Origin of the sequence: Rhodanobacter sp. A1T4, assembly GCF_014207185.1 — a bacterium.
Taxonomy (GTDB): domain Bacteria; phylum Pseudomonadota; class Gammaproteobacteria; order Xanthomonadales; family Rhodanobacteraceae; genus Rhodanobacter.
On sequence record NZ_JACHCP010000002.1, the window covers coordinates 626552 to 645352 of the forward strand.

At 59.7% G+C, this 18801-nt stretch carries 14 protein-coding genes; 7 read left to right on the forward strand and 7 right to left on the reverse strand.

Annotated features, from left to right (window positions below; all coding sequences use genetic code 11):
• Positions 1-175 precede the first annotated feature (175 nt).
• Positions 176-1279, forward strand: coding sequence for a putative zinc-binding peptidase (locus tag HDE80_RS06075; RefSeq protein WP_184668767.1), 1104 nt, complete (start codon positions 176-178; stop codon positions 1277-1279).
• A gap of 88 nt (positions 1280-1367) precedes the next feature.
• On the opposite strand, the gene cycA is transcribed toward HDE80_RS06075, so the two are convergent.
• On the reverse strand, positions 1368-2741 hold the full coding sequence (cycA, locus tag HDE80_RS06080; RefSeq protein WP_184668769.1) for a D-serine/D-alanine/glycine transporter: 1374 nt from the start codon (positions 2739-2741) through the stop codon (positions 1368-1370).
• 475 nt (positions 2742-3216) lie between these two features.
• Between cycA and HDE80_RS06085 the strand changes: the two genes are divergently transcribed.
• The 3 genes from HDE80_RS06085 (at position 3217) to HDE80_RS06095 (ending at position 9392) form a co-directional block, all read left to right on the forward strand.
• On the forward strand, positions 3217-5484 hold the full coding sequence (locus HDE80_RS06085; protein WP_184668771.1) for a TIM-barrel domain-containing protein: 2268 nt from the start codon (positions 3217-3219) through the stop codon (positions 5482-5484).
• 180 nt (positions 5485-5664) lie between these two features.
• Positions 5665-7893: a Six-hairpin glycosidase-like protein gene (locus HDE80_RS06090; RefSeq protein ID WP_184668773.1), complete on the forward strand. Its 2229-nt coding sequence runs from the start codon at positions 5665-5667 to the stop codon at positions 7891-7893.
• The gene (locus HDE80_RS06095; RefSeq protein WP_184668775.1) at positions 7890-9392 is read left to right on the forward strand and encodes an MFS transporter; all 1503 of its coding nucleotides are present in this window, start codon (positions 7890-7892) and stop codon (positions 9390-9392) included. The genes HDE80_RS06090 and HDE80_RS06095 overlap by 4 nt, the downstream gene beginning before the upstream one ends.
• Before the next feature lie 17 nt (positions 9393-9409).
• Here HDE80_RS06095 and HDE80_RS06100 read toward each other — a convergent pair whose 3' ends face one another.
• From HDE80_RS06100 to HDE80_RS06120, 5 genes are all read right to left on the reverse strand, one after another.
• On the reverse strand, positions 9410-10480 hold the full coding sequence (locus HDE80_RS06100; protein WP_184668777.1) for a LacI family DNA-binding transcriptional regulator: 1071 nt from the start codon (positions 10478-10480) through the stop codon (positions 9410-9412).
• A gap of 166 nt (positions 10481-10646) precedes the next feature.
• On the reverse strand, positions 10647-12476 hold the full coding sequence (gene recQ, locus HDE80_RS06105; protein WP_184668779.1) for a DNA helicase RecQ: 1830 nt from the start codon (positions 12474-12476) through the stop codon (positions 10647-10649).
• A 347-nt stretch (positions 12477-12823) separates the two neighbouring features.
• On the reverse strand, positions 12824-13321 hold the full coding sequence (locus tag HDE80_RS06110) for a GNAT family protein (RefSeq protein WP_184668781.1): 498 nt from the start codon (positions 13319-13321) through the stop codon (positions 12824-12826).
• 8 nt (positions 13322-13329) lie between these two features.
• Positions 13330-13572, reverse strand: coding sequence for a DUF6602 domain-containing protein (locus tag HDE80_RS06115; RefSeq protein WP_221437435.1), 243 nt, complete (start codon positions 13570-13572; stop codon positions 13330-13332).
• A 91-nt stretch (positions 13573-13663) separates the two neighbouring features.
• Positions 13664-14113: a hypothetical protein gene (locus tag HDE80_RS06120; RefSeq protein ID WP_184668783.1), complete on the reverse strand. Its 450-nt coding sequence runs from the start codon at positions 14111-14113 to the stop codon at positions 13664-13666.
• 584 nt (positions 14114-14697) lie between these two features.
• Here HDE80_RS06120 and HDE80_RS06125 point away from each other — a divergent pair.
• Complete coding sequence (locus HDE80_RS06125; protein WP_184601591.1) at positions 14698-16347, forward strand: recombinase family protein; 1650 nt, start codon at positions 14698-14700, stop codon at positions 16345-16347.
• Here HDE80_RS06125 and HDE80_RS22015 read toward each other — a convergent pair.
• Positions 16321-16779 carry a hypothetical protein gene (locus HDE80_RS22015; RefSeq protein WP_221437436.1) on the reverse strand — a complete coding sequence of 153 codons (459 nt, stop codon included), beginning with the start codon at positions 16777-16779 and terminating at the stop codon, positions 16321-16323. The genes HDE80_RS06125 and HDE80_RS22015 overlap by 27 nt on opposite strands.
• Positions 16780-17555: 776 nt before the next feature.
• Between HDE80_RS22015 and lexA the strand changes: the two genes are divergently transcribed.
• Both lexA and imuA read left to right on the forward strand, forming a co-directional pair.
• Positions 17556-18176 (forward strand): transcriptional repressor LexA, encoded by a 621-nt coding sequence (gene lexA, locus HDE80_RS06135; protein WP_184668943.1) that lies wholly within the window; start codon positions 17556-17558, stop codon positions 18174-18176.
• On the forward strand, positions 18176-18799 hold the full coding sequence (gene imuA, locus HDE80_RS06140) for a translesion DNA synthesis-associated protein ImuA (protein ID WP_184668785.1): 624 nt from the start codon (positions 18176-18178) through the stop codon (positions 18797-18799). The genes lexA and imuA overlap by 1 nt, the downstream gene beginning before the upstream one ends.
• Positions 18800-18801: the final 2 nt, after the last annotated feature.

The following is an 18801-nucleotide window of genomic DNA, read 5'->3' on the forward strand; positions in this document are numbered from 1 at the left end:
TATCGACCGCAGCCTCGATTCGAGCGGATTTGACGAGGCCATCAGTCCGTTCGCCCTGGAACGGCGAGCGGTGAACGAAGTCGGCGCAGCAGTTCACTTGCAGCATGCGCGACTGCCGACAAACTGGACTGGATGAAGGTTCGCCCGGACGCGGCCAAAGGGGTACTCAAACTTCATGAAAACGTTCCACTGCAACAGCTGCAACCAGCAGGTATTTTTCGAAAACGTATTGTGCGAACGCTGCGGCCATATGCTCGGCTATGTCTACGATCTGGACGATGTCAGCGCGTTCGAGCCGGACAACAACGGCTTCTGGCGCAGCCTGGATACGCGCACGAATGGCCGCAGCTACAAGCAGTGCCAGAACTACATCGCCGAACACGTCTGCAACCGGATGATCCCGACGGACGATCCCGAAGCACTGTGCAAGTCATGCCGGCTGACGCTGACCATTCCCACCTTGTCGTCCGACGAAAATCGCGAATACTGGTACAGGCTCGAGCGCGCCAAGCGCCGCCTGCTCTACACGCTCAGCCATCTCGACCTGCCGATCGAGTCACGCGAAGAAAATCCGGAAACCGGCCTCGCCTTTGAATTTCTGGAAAACCAGCAAGGCGAACCTCCAGTACACACCGGCCACTCCGACGGCCTGATCACGCTCAATATCGCCGAGGCGGACGACGCTTATCGCGAGCGCACACGCACGCGGCTGCACGAACCGTATCGCACCCTGCTCGGTCATTTCCGTCACGAGATCGGCCACTACTACTTCATGCGCCTGATGCAGGAAGGTCAGCTGATGGACGAGTGCCGCGTAGTTTTCGGCGACGAGCGCATCGACTACGGCGAAGAGATCGAGCGTCATTACAAGCAAGGCCCACCGGCCAACTGGGCGGGGTCGTATATCAGCGCCTACGCCACGATGCATCCCTTCGAGGATTGGGCCGAAACCTGGGCGCACTACATGCACATGGTCGACACCCTGGAAACCGCCAGCGCCTGCGGCCTGATGCTGGCGCCGTCGAACCCTAGCGAACCCTCGCTGCAGGTCGACCCGGTGGATACGGTAACACGCTCCTTCAGTGAAATGATCGAGCGCTGGTTTCCGCTGACCTACGTACTCAACAGCCTCAACCGCAGCATGGGTACGCCGGACGGCTATCCGTTCGCACTGGCGTCGCCAGTCATCGACAAGCTGCGCTTCATCCACAAGGTGATCCGCACGCAGGGACAAGCGTCGGAGCATATGCAGGAAGATTCAAACCTACGCACCGCATGATGTGCCTTGGAGCCTGGACGGATTCGATGCGCTGAGCACGGTTATCGCGAGTACTTAGCGCATCGTCCCCATAATTTTCAAATATCGATCACGACACCGACCGGCGCTTCAGCAAGTAGCCCGCTGCCAACAAGAGGAACCACACGGGGCTCGCCAGCAATGCCTGTCGGGTATCGGCCTGTAGCGTAAGCAGGACGATGACGAAAGCAAAGAAGGCCAGGCACACGTAGCACATGAATACGCCGCCGGGCATCTTGTACGCGGACTCTGCATGCAGAGCGGGACGCTTGCGACGGTAAGCAATGTAAGCGCAGAGGATCAGCGACCACACAAACATGAAGAGCACGGCGGCGAGCGTGGTCACCAGCGTAAACACGGTGACCAGGTTGGGGATCACATAGACGAGCATGGCGCCTACCAGCAGGCAAACGCACGAAAAAATTAATCCCCGGGAAGGCACGGATGCCTGCGACAGGCGCGCGAATGCCTTCGGCGCGTGATTCTCTGCAGCCAGGCCGTAGAGCATTCGGCTGGTGGAAAATATGCCGCTGTTGGCTGACGAGGTAGCCGAGGTCAACACAACGAAGTTGATCAGGCTTGCGGCGGCAGGAATACCCGCAAGCACGAAGAGCTCCACGAACGGGCTCTTGCCCGGCACCACCTGACGCCAGGGCGTTACGGCCATGATTGCGATCAGCGCGAGCACGTAGAAAAGCATGATTCGCACCGGAATCGAATTGATCGCCTTGGGCAAGTTGCGCTGGGGGTCTGCCGTTTCCGCCGCCGTAGTACCCACCAACTCAATTCCGACGAAAGCGAACACCGCGATCTGGAAACCGGCGAAGAAGCCACCGAGACCCATGGGGAAAAGACCGCCATCGTTCCAGAGGTTGGCGAAGCTGGCCCGGTGTCCGCTGGGCGAAGTAAAGCCGTAAGCCACGAGACCCAGGCCTGTCACGATCAGCGCGCTGATGGCGATGATCTTGATCAGCGCGAACCAGAATTCCATCTCGCCGAAGAGCCTGACGGTTGCGAGGTTCAGCACCAGCAGCAGGCAGACACAAAGCACCGCCGGGATCCATGGCGCCATTCCCGGGAACCAAAACTGAGCATAGGACGCGATCGCGATGACATCGGCGATGGCGGTGATGATCCAGCAGAACCAGTAGGTCCAGCCGCAGAAGAAACCTGCCCAGGGACCCAGTAGGTCCGTGGAGAAGTCGATGAAGGATTTGTACGAAAGGTCGGAAAGTAACAGCTCGCCCATCGCGCGCATGACGAAGAACAGCATGCCACCGATGATCAGGTACACCAGGAGAATCGAGGGACCGGCCAAGCTGATCGTCTTTCCCGACCCCATGAATAACCCGGTGCCGATGGCGCCGCCGATGGCGATGAGCTGCAAGTGGCGGTTCGACAGGCTGCGATGGAGATGGTCTGGTTGGTCCAGGTGCTGGGACATGTGTACTCCTGTGAGTGGCAGGGGATGACGAATACAATGGATATACGGCTATGACACAGTTCCGCTCGACGACGGAATGCCATGGGACGTAGAAGACAGCTGGCTGCAGCAGAGTGCACTGCATGCCTGATCGAATCAACGCCTCCTCGACGGGCCACTTCGCATTATGGTCGGCCCGCTCGCTGATGACTGGGTGAATCGTGCTTGAGAACACAAAGCGACGTACGCCCGCATGAATACGTATGCACCGATGTACCCTCGCTCGATGTCCGGCCTAACATGGCCGCACTCGAGGGAGACATGCGATGGCCATTCATCCAAAGCGCAACAATCGATGCCACAACGGCAATCGGGATATTGGCTGATGAGGCTCCGCACCTGCCTGCCGGTTCTTTTCTTATTGATGCTGGGTTTATCGCGGGCCTCGCCTACATCGGCGCAGTCGTCGGATCGTGCAGCGCCTTGCAGCGCATGCATGGAGATACCGCTTGAAAAGGGTCAGCTGTCGATAGCACTGGTCGCTAACGATACCGTGCAGGTGCAATTCCTGGCTGATGCACCGGCTGCAACCGAATCCCTCGTACTCGATCCAACGTGGCACGCAGCGACAGCACCATCTGCACGCGTGCAGGAGAATTCATCCACGCTGGAACTCGATGCGCCGCAGGTGCATGTGATCTGGGATAAAAAGCGGCGCGAGTTGAGCATCGAGGATGCCGATCACCAGCCTCTGCTGCGTCAATACGATCTTGCCTCACTCGCTCGCGGCGAACTGCATCTGTCCCACGCCGCCAGTGATCCGATGTACGGCATCGGCGGCTACAACGCGACCGAGACCGTCTCCGCAGGACTCCTTCGGCATGGCCGCCAGTTGGCCACCGCCGGGGCACAAGGGCATGCCGGTGCGCCCTTGGTCTGGAGCACCGCCGGCTACGGACTTCTGGTGATTAATCCCACTACCAGCTTCACCCTGGTCGGGTCGCATCTGGACGTCCAGGCGCCCGCCGGCAATCTCGATTACTTCATCGTGCTCGGTCAGCCCGATGATATTTTTGCCGCGATCGCGCGGCTCAGTGGACACTCGCCGTTGTTTCCGAAATGGGCCATGGGCTTTACCAACAGCCAGTGGAGCATCGACCAGAAAGAGTTGCTGTCGATCGTGGATACCTATCGCCGCAAACATATCCCGATCGACAACTTCACTCTCGACTTCGACTGGAAGGCCTGGGGTGAAGATGATTACGGCGAGTTCCGCTGGAACCCGGCGAAGTTTCCCGACGGCCCCAGCGGCAAGCTGAAATCGTTGCTCGATCAGCGCGGCATGCACCTCACCGGCATCATGAAACCACGCATTCACGTCGACACCGTCGAAGGTCGTTACGCCACCGCACACGACTTGTGGTTTGCCGGTAAACCGGTGAGTGACGATTATTTTTCGCATAAGCCCGTGCGCGATATCGACTTCGACAAGCCCACCGCACGTACATGGTTTTTCAACAAGACGCTGGAACACTCGTTCGACACCGGCATCGTCGGCTGGTGGAACGACGAAGCCGACGACACCGGCAACGACGGCCAGTTTCTCAACATGCAGCGTGCGCTCTACGACGGCCAGCGCGAGCATTCCGACCAACGCGTATGGTCGGTCAACCGCAATTTCTGGCTTGGCGCGCAGCGTTACGCCTACGGCTTGTGGTCTGGCGATATTGCCACCGGCTTCGCCAGCATGGCCGGGCAACGCGCACGCATGCTCAGCGCGATCGACGTAGGCGCGATGCAGTGGGGTATGGATGGCGGCGGCTTCCACGGCCATCCGTCAGATGAAAATTACGCGCGCTGGATCGAGTTTGGCGCGTTCACGCCGATCTTTCGCGTGCACGGCGACTTCGGCGAAAAACGTCAGCCGTGGACCTACGGCAGCGATGCCGAAAAGGCCGCCACCGATGCGATTCGCCTGCGCTACGCGCTGATCCCGTATATCTACAGCTACGAATACACGCGCCATGTCGATGGCATCGGCCTGGTTCGACCACTGACCTTCGACTGGCCGCACGATCCCCAGGTGCGCAACGATGTCGATGCATGGATGTTCGGCGACAGCCTGCTGGTCTCGCCAGTGGTGGTTCAGGGACAAACCGCCAAGGACATCTACCTGCCCGCTGGCACGTGGACCGAGTGGTTCAGCGGCAAGCTCTACAAAGGCGGCCAGCGCGTCCACTACGTCAACGACAGCTCGCATTGGCACGATATTCCGCTGTTCGTACGCCAGGGCGCGATCATCCCGACACAGCCGGTGATGGACTACGTCGGCCAGCAACCCTTGACACAGCTCGACGTCGAGATCTTTCCAGACGATCGCCGCACCCACTTCGACTATTACGACGACGATGGCAGCACCTACGCCTACGAGCACGGCGCGTCGTTCCGCCAGTCGCTGGCTGTGCAGCGACAGAGCGGCACGGTACACGTTGACATCAGCGCCGCCGTCGGCAGCTATCGGCCGGATCTGGCGTTCTATCTGCTGAAGATTCATGGCGGCGCCGCAGCTTCCGTTGTCACGGATAGTCGCGCCATGCCGTCATTTGTCAGCCTCGATGCACTGTTGCAGAGCGCCGGCGAAGGCTGGTCGCGCGGTCACGACACCTACGGCACAGTCACCTATGTACGGGTCAAGGCGGCCGTTGCGCGAAACATCGCGCTTGCGCTGGAAGGCGGCGCCCCGCATCCGATGCCGTCGCCCTGAAGCACGCCATCGCTGCTGATTTGCGAGCATGAATACGTATGCAGGCGCTGGTTGCTGCATTGCGACGCTGTTTACCATGGGCAAATAAGCCATGCCGTAGCCGCAAGGCGCAGCGGGATCACGCTGCAGGGAGCCATCGATGCAACCGATCACCACAGCCGCACAGCGCACCATGCCGATATGCTGAGCATTCTGCTGACGGCCGCGCTTGCAGCCAGCGCCACGACATCGGCGTCCGCATGGCAGGACGGGCTCGACTGGCATGGTGTGCATGTCGCGATGACGCACGATGCGCAAAGCAACTACACGCTCGCATGGCCGTATGGGCAACGCGTGATTGCGGCGCAACCGATGCGGGTCGATACAGCCAGCACCTTGTTCAATGGCCTGTTCGCGATGGCGCAGGACGATCTCGCGCAGGATTCGGTCAGCGCGATCCGCGACAACGCGTTCGATCATGGCCAGCCCATCCCCTGCCAGTGTTTTGAGACCGGCTTGAAATGGCCATACGTGTGGACGCGTGACCTGTCGTACTCGATTGATCTGGGTTTATGGCGATTTGATCCGGCACGCTCACGCAACGGCCTGCAGTTCAAGCTCTCCGATGTGCGCGGACCGGATAGCCGCGCCCCTGCTGCGGCACAGGGATCGGCCTCCATCAAAAGCGTCGTGATGCAGGACACCGGCTCCGGTGGCAGCTGGCCGATCAGCACGGATCGCGTGGTGTGGTTTCTCGGCGCCCACCATCTGCTCGGCGACAAGGCGTTTGCCGCGGACGTCTACCGGGCGCTGCGCGATACGCTGGCACAAGATCGCGCCTACGTGTTCGATCGCAACATCGGGCTCTATCGCGGCGAAACCTCGTTCCTCGACTGGCGTGAGCAGAGTTATCCAGTGTGGACGCAGAGCAACGTGGTCGCCATCGCCCAGTCGTTTTCGCTATCGACCAATGTGCTGCACTACAGCGCGCTGCAGATGGCCGCCGCGATGGCCATGTCGCACGGCGATGCAAAAGCTGCAGCGGACTATCGCATGCAGGCCGCGGCGCTGAAGTCGGCGATCAACGCACGCTTCTGGCGCGACGACCGCAAGATGTACATGAGTTACATCGGTGGCGACGCTACGCCTTACGACACCTACGATCTGCTCGGCATCGCGCTGGCCATCACCAGTGGTGTGGCGGACGGCGATCGCGCGCAGCAGACACTGGCGAACTATCCGACCTGGCCTGCCGGCAGTCCGGTGATCTGGCCCGAGCGCGCCGATCAGCCGATCTACCACAACCGCGCGATCTGGCCTTTCGTCAGTGCCTATGCGCTGCGGGCCGCGCGTAAGGTCAACGATCCGGCACGGATAACGCACGAGCTGCGATCGATCATGCGCGGTGCGGCGCTGTATGGCTCCAACATGGAGAATTACGAGCTGCTGACCCAGGGCCAGCACGTCGACGAAGGCCCGCTGAGCGGCCCGGTGGTCAACTCGCCGCGGCAGCTGTGGTCGGTCGCTGCGTATCTGGCCGCGGTAACCGAGGGTGTGTTCGGGCTTGAGGACGACGGCCATATCGAACCGAAGCTGCCGATGTCGCTCGTGCCGATGCTGTTCGGCGCGCGCCGCTCGATCACGCTGACGCTACCCAACCAGACGATTACGCTGCAGCTGCCCGCGACGCTCGGCGATGGCAACCTGCTGGTCGCCGATCACGCCAGCACAGAGGGCACCACGACGGTGGTGACGCTCAAGGCGATGCATGCGGCCGACACACCGCTACGCGAGAATGCGCCGCTCTACGCACCAGCGGCGCCCGCTGCGCCTGTGGTCACGACAGCAGCCGATGACTGGCGCATTCAGGTCGATGGCAAGGCTTTGCTTTACGTCAACGGTCAACGGCAACCCGCGATTGATGGCTCAGCGTCCATCGCCAAACGGGCTGGCCTCCAATGCATCTCGACGACGCGCGCCGATGCGCAAGGTATCGAGTCCCTGCAAAGCCCAGCTGTATGTGTCGGCGACCTTGCCAACGTCACCGGTGCGTGGCCGCGCCGCTGGACGGCGACTACTGGCGGCAACTATCGCGTATGGCTGAACTACGCCAACGACCACGGACCGATCAACACCGGCATCACTGCAGCCGTGAAGGTACTGGTGGTCGACTGCGCCGGTCGCGACGCACAGCGCGTGCCACTGGTGATGCCACACAGCATCGGGATACAGACATCGACCTATAGCGAGTTTTCCGCAAGCGCTGGCGCCGCTTGCCGCTTCAGCCTCGACGACGGTTTCAACATGAGCTATCTCGAGCACTTTGCGCACTACACCGGCGGCGCAGGCGGTGATGCCGGACCATTGAACGACGCCGATATCCACGAGCTGCAGATTGCCCTGCTCCCCCAAGAGACCACGCCACCATGAAAGCCAAGCCCACGCTATCGTTCTGGCAGATCTGGAACATGTGCTTCGGTTTTCTCGGCATCCAGTTCGGCTTTGCGCTGCAGAACGCCAACGTCAGCCGGATCTTCCAGACGCTCGGTGCGGATGTGAACGACATCCCTGTCCTGTGGATCGCCGCGCCGCTGACCGGGCTGATCGTGCAACCGATCATCGGCTATTGCTCCGATCGCACATGGAACCGCTTCGGCCGCCGGCGACCGTATTTTTTCGCCGGCGCCGTGCTGGCTACGCTGGCTCTGCTGGCGATGCCGAATGCGCCGGTGCTGTGGATGGCCGCCGGCCTGCTATGGATCATGGACGCGTCATTCAATATCTCGATGGAGCCCTTTCGTGCCTTCGTCGGCGATCAGCTGCCGCCATCACAGCGACCGCTGGGCTACTCGATGCAGAGTGTGTTTATCGGCGTAGGCGCCGTAGTGGCCTCGTTCCTTCCCTACCTGCTCACGCGTTGGGGCGTGGCCAATACCGCGGCCCCGGGCGAACTTCCGCATACCGTCAAGTTTGCTTTCTATATCGGCGGTGCAGTGCTGCTGGGTGCCATGCTGTGGACGGTGCTGACCACCAGAGAATATCCACCAAACGAATTGCAATCCTTTGCCGACCCGGCGATTGCCCAGGCACCAGCGGATGCTTCGGGTGCCTGGAAACTCGGCGTCGTGTTTCTGGCGCTTGGCGCGCTGATGATTTTTTTGATCATCCACTTTGCGCTGGAGAAAGAGCTTTACCTTCTCAGTGGTGGGCTAATCGTATTCGGGCTGCTGTTTGTCTGGCTTGCGTTCACCCGCAGCACGGGCCCCCTGCGCCAGATCATGGGCGATCTCCACGATATGCCCAAACCGATGCGTCGGCTTAACTGGGTCCAGTTCTTTTCGTGGTTCGCGATGTTTGCCATGTGGATCAACACCACATCGGCGGTATCGCAGACGTTTTACGGCAGCAGCGATACCACCTCGATCGCCTACAACGAAGGCGCCAATTGGGCTGGTGTCTTGATGGGCACCTACAACGGCGTCGGTGTGCTGGCGGCCGTGCTCATTCCGTTATTGGTGCGCCTGCTCGGCATGCGCGTCAGCCACCTGCTCAACCTGTGGCTGGGCGGCGCTGGCCTGCTGTCGTTCCTGTTCATTCGTGACCCGCACTGGCTGCTGGTGTCGATGATCGGCGTGGGCTTTGCCTGGGCGTCGATCCTGTCGCTGCCGTACGCGCTGCTGTCGGACAACCTGCCCGCTGCCAAGATGGGCATTTACATGGGCATCTTCAATTTCTTCATCGTCATTCCGCAGCTGCTGGCGGCCAGCGTGCTCGGTGTGCTGCTGAAGCTGTTCTTCCACGGCCAGCCGATCTGGGCACTCGCACTGGGTGGTGCCAGTCTGATCATCGCTGGCTTGTGCACGCTGCGCGTGCGCGAGCCGATCGAGGAGGAGACCTCAGGTTCCTCAACCTCGGGCAAGGCAATCTAGCTGTCAAACGAACGGGTTTATCGGATACCTGTCGTTTCGCGCTTCGCTTTCCTGGTCACTGCATGACCCCGCTCGCTCGAACGTCGCAGCGTGAGTGTGGCGGGAAGGACAACGCTTTCGGCAGGCTGACCCCTTATGAGGCTGAGCAAGCTTTCGACCAGAACCTCGCCAGCCTTGCGCGTGTCCTGCACAACCGTGCTCAACGGTGGATTGACGAAGCTGGCCATGGCGATGTCATCGAAGCCGACCACCGCGACATCCTGCGGCACGCGCAGGCCATGATCGGACAGCGCACGCATCGCGCCGATGGCGATCAGATCGCTGGCAGCGAATACCGCATCGAACGCCACTTTGCGAGCGAGTAGCGTGTGCATCGCTTCATAACCGGAGTGTTCGGTGCTTTCCGCATCCACTTGCAAGGCTGTCTGCGCTATCTGACCGCCCTGTACGAGTGCGTCGGCATAGCCGCGATAGCGCTCGAAGAATTCCGGATAGTGGCTGGACGCATCACCGAGAAACGCAATGTTCCTGCAGCCCTGTTCCAGCAGATGCCGGGCGACCGCGTCACCGCCCTGAAAATTGTCGCAGCCAATCGATAGACCAGGCTGATCGGGCAGCACCGCCCCCCAGCGCACGAAGCAGGTGCCGTGCGCCACCAGCTTGTCGAGCTTGTCACGATAGGCGATGTAATCGCCGTAGCCGAGCAGGATGATGCCGTCGGCCTTCTTGCTCTCGGCGAAATCCGCATGCCAGTCCTGCGACAGCTGCTGGAACGAGATCAGCAGGTCGTAACCCTGTTTGGCGCAGGCGCGAGTGATCGAGCCCAGCATCGACAGGAAGAACGGATTGATATGCGACTCGTCGGTCGTCGGATCCTCGAACAGCAGCAGCGCCAGCGTGCCCGAATGCATGCGACGCAGATTGGAGGCGTTCTTGTCGACCTTGTAGTTGAGCTGATCCACGGCGACCTGGATGCGCCGTCGCGTCTCCTCGTTGACCAGCGGGCTGCCGCGCAACGCCCGCGACACCGTGGACTGGGAAACCCCGGCCAGGTGGGCGATATCGAATGAGGTGGACTTGCCCTTCATGCGCGCTGCTGCGTAAACCTTTGTGGTGCGGCACGGTCATGCCGAAGCACGCCAAGTCCTTGCGGCCATGCCCTGCAATTGTTGCCTGCGTGCAGACATAGTACCCGCCGCAGCGCAGCACGAATGGGTGAGGCGACGCCGGCCAGGCATCAACCGGGCGCTAAGGCTATTCCTGCGCGTTGATCACCGCCAGAAAATCCCGGCCGTAACGCTTGAGCTTGGCTTCGCCGACGCCACTGATGGTAGCCAGCTCCTCCTCGTTCGCCGGCAGCGCACGCAGCATCGCCAGCAAGGTTGCATCATGAAACACCACATACGGCGGCACGCCGTGCTGCTTGGCCAACTGCGTGCGCACCGCGCGCAACGCATCCCACATCGACTGCTCGTACGCCTCGATACCGAGGCTGCCACCCCCGCTCCTATCACCGCTGGCCAGTTTGCTGTCGCGGCGACGGCTGCCGCCTCGCGGTGGCCGCACGTCTTCGCGCAGCTTCACCGTCTGGCCACCGCTGAGCACGGCGCGACTCGCCGTCGTCAGCCGTAGCGTGCCGTAGCCTTCGGCATCCGCCTCCAGCAGGCCAGCGGCCAGCAGCTGGCGAAACACCGAGCGCCACTGCTTCTCATCCATCGACGCACCGATACCGAAGGTGCTGAGCTGATGATGGTTGGAACTCAAGACCTTCGGCGTTTCCTCGCCACGCAAGATGTCGATCACGTGGCCGGAACCGAAACGCTGGCCGCTGCGATACACCGCCGACAGCGCCTTTTGCGCCGGCACCGTGGCATCCCAGGTTTTCGGCGGCTCGATGCAGTTGTCGCAATGGCCGCACGGGCCGCGATACACCTCGCCAAACGCGCCCAGCAGCAGCTGGCGACGGCAGTCGGTCGCCTCGGCATACGCCAGCAGCGATTCCAGCTTCTGCCGCTCCACACGCTTGCGATCGTCGGCCGATTCGGACTGCGCAATCATCTGGCTCATCGTCACCACATCGGACAGGCCGTAGATCATCCAGGCCTCGGCCGGCAGACCGTCGCGACCGCCGCGGCCGGTCTCCTGGTAATAGCCTTCCATGCTGCGTGGCAGATCCAGATGCGCGACGAAGCGCACGTCCGGCTTGTCGATGCCCATGCCGAACGCCACCGTGGCTACCATCACCACGCCGTCCTCGCGCAGAAAACGTTTTTGATTGGCGCTGCGCTTGGCCGCGTCGAGACCGGCGTGATACGGCAATGCCTCCACCCCAGACTCCGCCAGCCACTCGGCCGTCTCGTCCACCTTGCGGCGACTGAGGCAATACACGATGCCCGACTCGCCGCGATGGCCCTCCAGAAACTCCGCCAGCTGCCGCTTCGCGTTATGCCGCAGCCCCACGCGATAACCAATGTTCGGCCGATCGAAACTGGCCACAAACTGCCGTGCCTCCTGCAGCGACAACCGTTCGACGATCTCCTCGCGCGTGCGCGGATCCGCCGTGGCCGTGAGCGCGATGCGCGGCACGTGCGCAAAGCGCTGATGCAGCACCGCCAGCTCGCGATACTCCGGCCGAAAATCATGCCCCCACTGCGATACGCAGTGCGCCTCGTCAATCGCGAACAGCGCCACCTCGGTGCGCTCCAGCAGGCTGAGAAAGCGCCCGGTCAGCAGCCGCTCCGGCGCCACGTAAAGCAAGTTCAACTCACCCGCCAACAGCTGCCGCTCCACCTCGCGCTGCTCGTCGGCCGGAATGCTGGAATTGAGAAACGCCGCGGCCACGCCGGCCTCGCGTAGCGCATCGACCTGATCCTGCATCAGCGCGATCAGCGGCGACACCACAATCCCCGTCCCCTGCCGCACCAACGCCGGAATCTGATAACACAGCGACTTGCCGCCGCCAGTCGGCATCAGCACCAGCGCATCCCCACCCTCGACCACATGGTCGACGATAGCCTGCTGCTGGCCGCGGAAATTCGGGTAACCGAAAACAGTTTGAAGAATGTCGAGAGCGTTGCTTGGCATCCGCCCATGCTAACAAATGGACGTTACGCACTGGGCTGATTGGGCTGTGGGTTTGCGTCGCGACGCACCCGCTCAGTTCTCCCTGAGCGTAACGGAGTGAAGTCGAAGGGATTTGAACGTGACGTTGTAGTCGCGCTTAAAGCAAAAGCTTTCGTCCTCCTGCGGAGGCCGAGCTACTTTCTCTTGAGTGGCCAAGAGAAAGTAGCCAAAGAGAAGGCCACCCCACTTGGCGCACAGGGGAGTTGGAAAAGCTGAGCAACTTTCCCGCAAATTCAACTAAATAGCATCAACGCTGGAGTTAAGCCCTGCAGAAGGCAATCCGATGCAACGATGGGTAAGCCACCACTTCATCGACGGACTATGGCCCAGCGCTCATGATCGCGCCAACGCCCACCAATTTTGAGATAGGCAGGCGAGTAGCCTTCTTTGTTAAAACCGCAAGTCCTCGCCAACGCGATGGATGCCACGTTTTCGGGCTGGATGTTCGCCTCGAGCCGGTGAAGACGCAAGCTGGAAAATGCGTGACGCACGACTGCCCTGAGCCCTTGCGCCATAAAGCCATTGCGTTCGTGGCCAGCAAACGCGAAGTACCCGACGTAGCCGCTACGAAATACGCCGTGGATGATGTTTGTGATGTTGATTGCACCGACCAATTGGGCATCATCTGGTGACACAACGACGAAGCCATAGTTGGTTGGCGGTGTGAAGCGTGACATGTACTTTGCGAACGCATCTGGCGTGACGGGAGGCGCCGCCCAACCTCTGTGCAACGCACGGCTGACACGCGCTGCTGTAGTGAACCCAAGCATGTCACTCAACTCAATCTGGCGAATGTGGACTTGCATCAGCTTTGCTACCTGACGCCTGATTCAAGCCGAGCCGCAAGGCGGCTGACGATGTCGAATTGATTGCGTTGCGCTCGTGGCTGTGAACTCGCATCGATAATTTCGCCCGTTCCAATCGCAACATTCTCCGGCAAGTGGGACTGCAGAAACTCACGAATAAACGCTTCACGAGGGGTGCCTTTGTGAAGGCTGTGCCCGCTGTTGGCGGGAATACGAGAGATAGCAATGAGAGCGTTCTCTTTCGCATCCATGTGTGATTTCAGCATTCGTGCGAACCCTGTCTAACGCTGGAGTTAAGCGGCGCCGGTGGCGTCCGCCTTGAACGAGTAGTTAGGTAGTGACTCATTTCCCGAGACAGTAAAAGAATGTACTGCATACTGCCGCTTGATTGAGGATGACTCCGGCGAGCACGACGCATGCGGTCACGGAGCCGGCGATCAATGGATGTAAAGTTGATCGGCTGCGAAGTGCGCCTGCTACCCCAACTGCCCCAACTGTTGCACCTGGCAGTGAAAAGACATACAGCAGCCAAGCCATAGAATCAGGATGCATGCGGGTGAATACCCAAATTCCGAACGCAGCGAGATAGGTCGCAAGTGCGATAGCGACACCCGCAACGATAGCCGGGCGAGGCTCGAACAAAAAGACGAATGCCAGTACGCCAAGCTGAGAGGCCCAGTAGAAGGCTGCGTTGGCCAAGAAGAACGAGTTTTTTGGTGCAAGTAGCGTGGAAACGACAAGCCCCAATGACACGCAAATAATTGCAGCGTAACTTTCAGTCTTGTGCGGCATTCTGACGAGCATGAGGCACCTAACGCTTATTAGACCTCAGATTGAGACATATGCAATGGATGTTCAGGCTCGGCGAGCATTGCGTCAAGCGACGAAAACCTAAGCTGGGCAAGCGTTTTGGATAACGTATTTCAGATGCGACCGAATGATAATGTCTTTGCATATCTCACGAACCGATTCGCGATGTCTTATTCCCACAAAATGCGGTGACAACCCGCACGATTGGTCATGCTTCATCCCCAGCGTTGGTCGAGGTTGGGCGGCATTTTCGGGCGCGAAGATTTTTTAGCGTGTAAGGCAACCCACAGAAACGGCAAGCGTAGGTTGCGCGCTGCTTTTGCGGTGCCCCTGTGCGGCGGTGAGGTGGGGTCGACAGGCCCGCAGGGTGATCGGCAGGAAGCCGATCACTTTTCGCCGGTGCAGGGATGCGCCGTCGAAAAGCCCGACCTCGCCTCACGGACTTGCCGGGCAGGACGCCCGGCAAGCGCCAAGCAGGGTGGCCTTCTCTTTTGGTTACTTTTCTCTTGGCCAGCCAATAGATATTAAATATATACAATAGGCTTGTTCATGCCAGGAGCGCCAACTTGAGTGCAAATGTTAGGGTATATAGCTATTTACGTTTCAGCGATGCGCGCCAATCAGCGGGCAGCAGCGCCGATCGACAAACCCAGTACGCCGTGCAATGGGCCAATAAACGTGGGTTACAGCTCGATGAGTCGCTATCACTTCGCGACGAGGGGCTAAGCGCTTTTCATCAACGCCACGTCAAACAAGGCGCGCTCGGTACTTTCTTGCGCGCGGTGGAAGAAGGCAGGATCACGGCCGGCTCCGTGCTGGTCGTGGAAGGGTTAGACCGCCTTAGCCGCGCCGAACCTATTCATGCTCAGGCTCAACTAGCCCAAATCATCAGTGCGGGCATCACGGTAGTTACCGCCAGCGACGGCCGCGAGTACAACCGTGAGGGTCTTAAGGCAAATCCCATGGACCTGGTCTACAGCTTGCTCGTGATGATCAGGGCGCATGAAGAAAGCGACACAAAGAGCAAAAGAGTCAAGGCCGCCATTCGACGCCAGTGCGAACAATGGATCGCAGGCACCTATCGAGGGCTCATTCGAAGTGGCAGAGACCCGCAATGGTTGAGATGGGAAGATGGCGCGTGGCACACAGTCCCCGAACGCGTAGAGGCCGTCCGGATGGCCATCAACCTCTTCCGTGCCGGGCATGGCTCTCTTGCGATTGTCGACCGATTGAACGCGGCCGGTCTCTTCCTAGCCCCCACGGGTAATATCGCTATACGCCTTTATAAAGTCTTTCGACTTCCAGCGCTCGTCGGGACAAAAAGGCTCGCCATCGATGACACGGCGTATTCGCTACCGGACTATTACCCTGCCATTCTGAGTCGTGATGAGTTTGACGAACTGCAGGTTGTTGTACAGCAGCGAGGAAGGCGCAAGGGCAAAGGTGAAATTCCGGGCATCGTCACCGGCATGCGGATCGCCTACTGCGGTTATTGCGGCTCAGCCATGGCCGCACAAAACCTGATGAGTCGCCGTCGCGACAAGGAAGGTAGGGTCCAGGATAGCCACAGACGTCTGTCCTGTTGCTTCGGTCGAACCAGTCGCCGATGTCCCGTCTCCGGTAGCCTAAGCGTCGTCCCCGTCGAGCGGGCCCTACTGAGCTATTGCTCGGATCAGTTCAACCTGAGCGCATTGCTTGATTGCACCTCAGCGGACCAACCCATCAAGCAAAAGCTGAGTGAAGCACGAACACGCTGCGCTAAAATTGACGCGCAGATCGAACGACTGACGAACGCCTTATTACATGACGATGGCGCCGTACCGATGGCCATCATGAGCAAAATACGGGAGCTAGAAACCGCGCTTGATCAGTCCAAACGTGAGGTGACCAGCGCTGAGGCGGAACTTGCCAACCTGACGCGGAAGACTCCAGCGACCGCTGATGCATGGGCATCGCTCGTTACCGGAATAGCCGCCCAGAACTACGACGCACGACTCAAGGCACGCGAATTGGTCGCTGACACCTTCTCCCGCATCGTGATTTACAGGAGAGGAGTGACGCCAAGTGAAAGTGGCGAGCAGTCGTTGGAAATGATGCTCATCCCGCATGGGGGACAACCGCGAACCCTCAGAATTCACCGGAAAACAGGTGATTGGATCGCCGGTGAAGATGTCCTCATGGCGGAAACTTCAATCTTTAACGCGCCGGCTCAATAGAGCTTGCCCGGGTGGCGACGCCTGCACGCGCAGGTGTCCCATTCCCTGCAGAAAGTTTTTATAGCAGGCCAGTGTGACGTTCCAAACCTCCCGCGCGACGGTCGACCCTGACTCAATAATTTTTCCGTCTTCATCGATGATGGCCAACTTGGCCTGTTTGCCGTCGGTGGTGGTCACCGTCAAACCTTCGAAGCAGACGGCACTGATGGCCGCATTCGACAGATCGCCTGTCTTAGGGATGCCGATCATATTTCCTCCCCTACTGGCTTTACCCGTCGTACAGCGCGCGAAATGAGTGGTGCTTGTTTCATGTGCAAACCTTGATGCGTTGCGCAGCAATAATAACCAAGCCATCGTCAGCACCACTCGCCGTCTGAGCAAGAGGGCAAAGATGTACCAGCGATCTGGCACATCCACACAAACGACATTCATTCCCGCGTGGGCTCGACCGCCGGCGTGTCGATGGCTGATGGCTAGTCCGCAGGTTGTCAGACTTCGGCTATGGCTAGGCTGCCGAAGTACATCAGATTGGCCATGGAAGCCAACATCCGGCGATCTGGTCGCGCTTAGCGATGGCCACCGCTGTATAGCTGTGAAAATGTTCGGGTCGTTCGGTAAAAGGTAATCAAGGTAACCACGACGGCGAAACCGAATGAAAATCAATACAAATCAATACTATACAATGAATGTCAAAAGGTAATTTTTTGATAACCACAAGGTAATTGATTACCTTGACAAAAAGTAATCGGAGTCAAACATAAAAGCCTTATGAATCAATCATATGAAAAATGATTACCTTTTTGATTACCTAAAATTACCTTAGAAAGGTAATTAATTTATTCTTCGCAATCAGTTAGTTAGGTCAGTTTTAGCCCGATATCACCGTGATTACCTTTTTCCGAACCCCGCCCCGATATCCTGACCTCAGTGGCGCCGCCAAAGCCCCTGAAACGACTTCGCGTGCGTCGATCTGCGTCAACCATCTTCCTTCCCTGACGTATTGAGCGCCGCACGCCGCCGCCCTTTCTAGCCTGTGGATCGTTGCGTCGAAATCCATGTCCAAAGGAGGCGCGGGTGCGGCGGGGGAAACCGCGCAGCCTGGGTGTCGCGTCGGCGTCAGCTCCAAATTGATTAGCACAAGCGCTTTACAGGCCGAGCCTGTGCCTCAGTGCTTTATTTTCACCTAAAAAGGTGAAAACATGGCGGCCATGACCCTCCAACTCACCAGTCGCCAATCCAACATCCTTGAGTTCATCCGCAACCGATTAGAGAGCGGGCGAGACGCGCCCACGCTGGAAGAAATCGGGCATGAACTGGGCATTGGCCACGTCAGTGCGGTTCTCAAACATGTGCGTTCGCTCGAAGCCAAGGGCCGTTTGGTGATTGAGCCCAACCGCGCGCGTGGCATTCGTTTGGTGCGAACTGCCGATCCCATGGACAACGACACCCTGGAACTGCCGTTGGTCGGTCGCATCGCCGCGGGCGAGCCGATGTTTTCGGAGTCACGCGTCGAGCGTGTGCTGCGGGTGTCGCCGTGGCTGTTCCGCCTGCGTCCGGACTATCTCGTGCGCGTGGTGGGTGATTCGATGCGCGACGAAGGCATTCTCGATCAGGACATCGTGGGGGTGCATGCCACGCCTGTCGCCCTACATGGCCAAGTGGTCGCGGCGCGATTGGATGGGGACCGTTTCACGATCAAACGCCTTCACTGGAAGGGCGATGTGATTCGCTTGCTGCCCAACAGTCCTGGCTTCCATCCGATTGACCCCGATCCCACCGAAGACTTCGCCATCGAAGGTCTGTTTGCAGGCTTGCTGCGGGGCAGCTGATGAACGCTGTGGTCCCACTCTCTGCTTTGCTCGATGCACGCCAGGTCTGGCGTGGTCGTGCCTCCGAGGTGCCGGTCGGTGACCAGCCCACCGGATGGTGTGCGCTTGATGCCGTGCTGCCCGCAGGCGGTTGGCCTGAGGCCTCGCTGTCCGAGATCCTATTGCCCGTCGATGGCGTGGGCGAACTTCGCCTCGTGCTACCTACGCTCGCGCGGTTGACCCAAGGCCAGCGCCACGTCGTGATCGTGTCGCCGCCATATGCGCCGTGTGTTGCGGGCTGGCGTCAGCAAGGTGTCGACATGCGTCGTGTGGAATTCGTCGATGCCGGTGAGAAGGATGTGCTCTGGGCCACTGAGCAGTGCTTGCGATCGGGAAGTTGCGCCGCGGTGTTGGCATGGCCGCATCACGCTGACGATCGCGCCTTGCGGCGCTTGCAGGTGGCCGCTGTCACCGGGCAGGCCCTCGCTTTCGTGTTCCGCGATCGCTCCCACCTTTCCAACGCATCGCCTGCCGCGTTGCGTCTGGAATTAGAAGCACCGCCGCGTCCGCAGATCTGGGTGCGCAAATGCCGAGGTGGGGCCGTGCCAGCTCAAGCCATTCCTTTGCCGCGTTCTGTCCATTGATG

Bases quoted from the DNA above. Each gene is read 5' to 3' on its own strand.
- HDE80_RS06115 (WP_221437435.1), bottom strand. From the start codon at position 13,572: ATGGATGCGAAAGAGAACGCTCTCATTGCTATCTCTCGTATTCCCGCC.
- HDE80_RS06090 (WP_184668773.1), top strand. From the start codon at position 5,665: ATGCTGAGCATTCTGCTGACGGCCGCGCTTGCAGCCAGCGCCACGACA.
- HDE80_RS22015 (WP_221437436.1), bottom strand. From the start codon at position 16,779: ATGAATGTCGTTTGTGTGGATGTGCCAGATCGCTGGTACATCTTTGCC.
- HDE80_RS06095 (WP_184668775.1), top strand. From the start codon at position 7,890: ATGAAAGCCAAGCCCACGCTATCGTTCTGGCAGATCTGGAACATGTGC.
- HDE80_RS06100 (WP_184668777.1), bottom strand. From the start codon at position 10,480: ATGAAGGGCAAGTCCACCTCATTCGATATCGCCCACCTGGCCGGGGTT.
- recQ (WP_184668779.1), bottom strand. From the start codon at position 12,476: ATGCCAAGCAACGCTCTCGACATTCTTCAAACTGTTTTCGGTTACCCG.
- HDE80_RS06110 (WP_184668781.1), bottom strand. From the start codon at position 13,321: ATGCAAGTCCACATTCGCCAGATTGAGTTGAGTGACATGCTTGGGTTC.
- lexA (WP_184668943.1), top strand. From the start codon at position 17,556: ATGACCCTCCAACTCACCAGTCGCCAATCCAACATCCTTGAGTTCATC.
- HDE80_RS06085 (WP_184668771.1), top strand. From the start codon at position 3,217: ATGGAGATACCGCTTGAAAAGGGTCAGCTGTCGATAGCACTGGTCGCT.
- imuA (WP_184668785.1), top strand. From the start codon at position 18,176: ATGAACGCTGTGGTCCCACTCTCTGCTTTGCTCGATGCACGCCAGGTC.
- cycA (WP_184668769.1), bottom strand. From the start codon at position 2,741: ATGTCCCAGCACCTGGACCAACCAGACCATCTCCATCGCAGCCTGTCG.
- HDE80_RS06075 (WP_184668767.1), top strand. From the start codon at position 176: ATGAAAACGTTCCACTGCAACAGCTGCAACCAGCAGGTATTTTTCGAA.
- HDE80_RS06120 (WP_184668783.1), bottom strand. From the start codon at position 14,113: ATGCCGCACAAGACTGAAAGTTACGCTGCAATTATTTGCGTGTCATTG.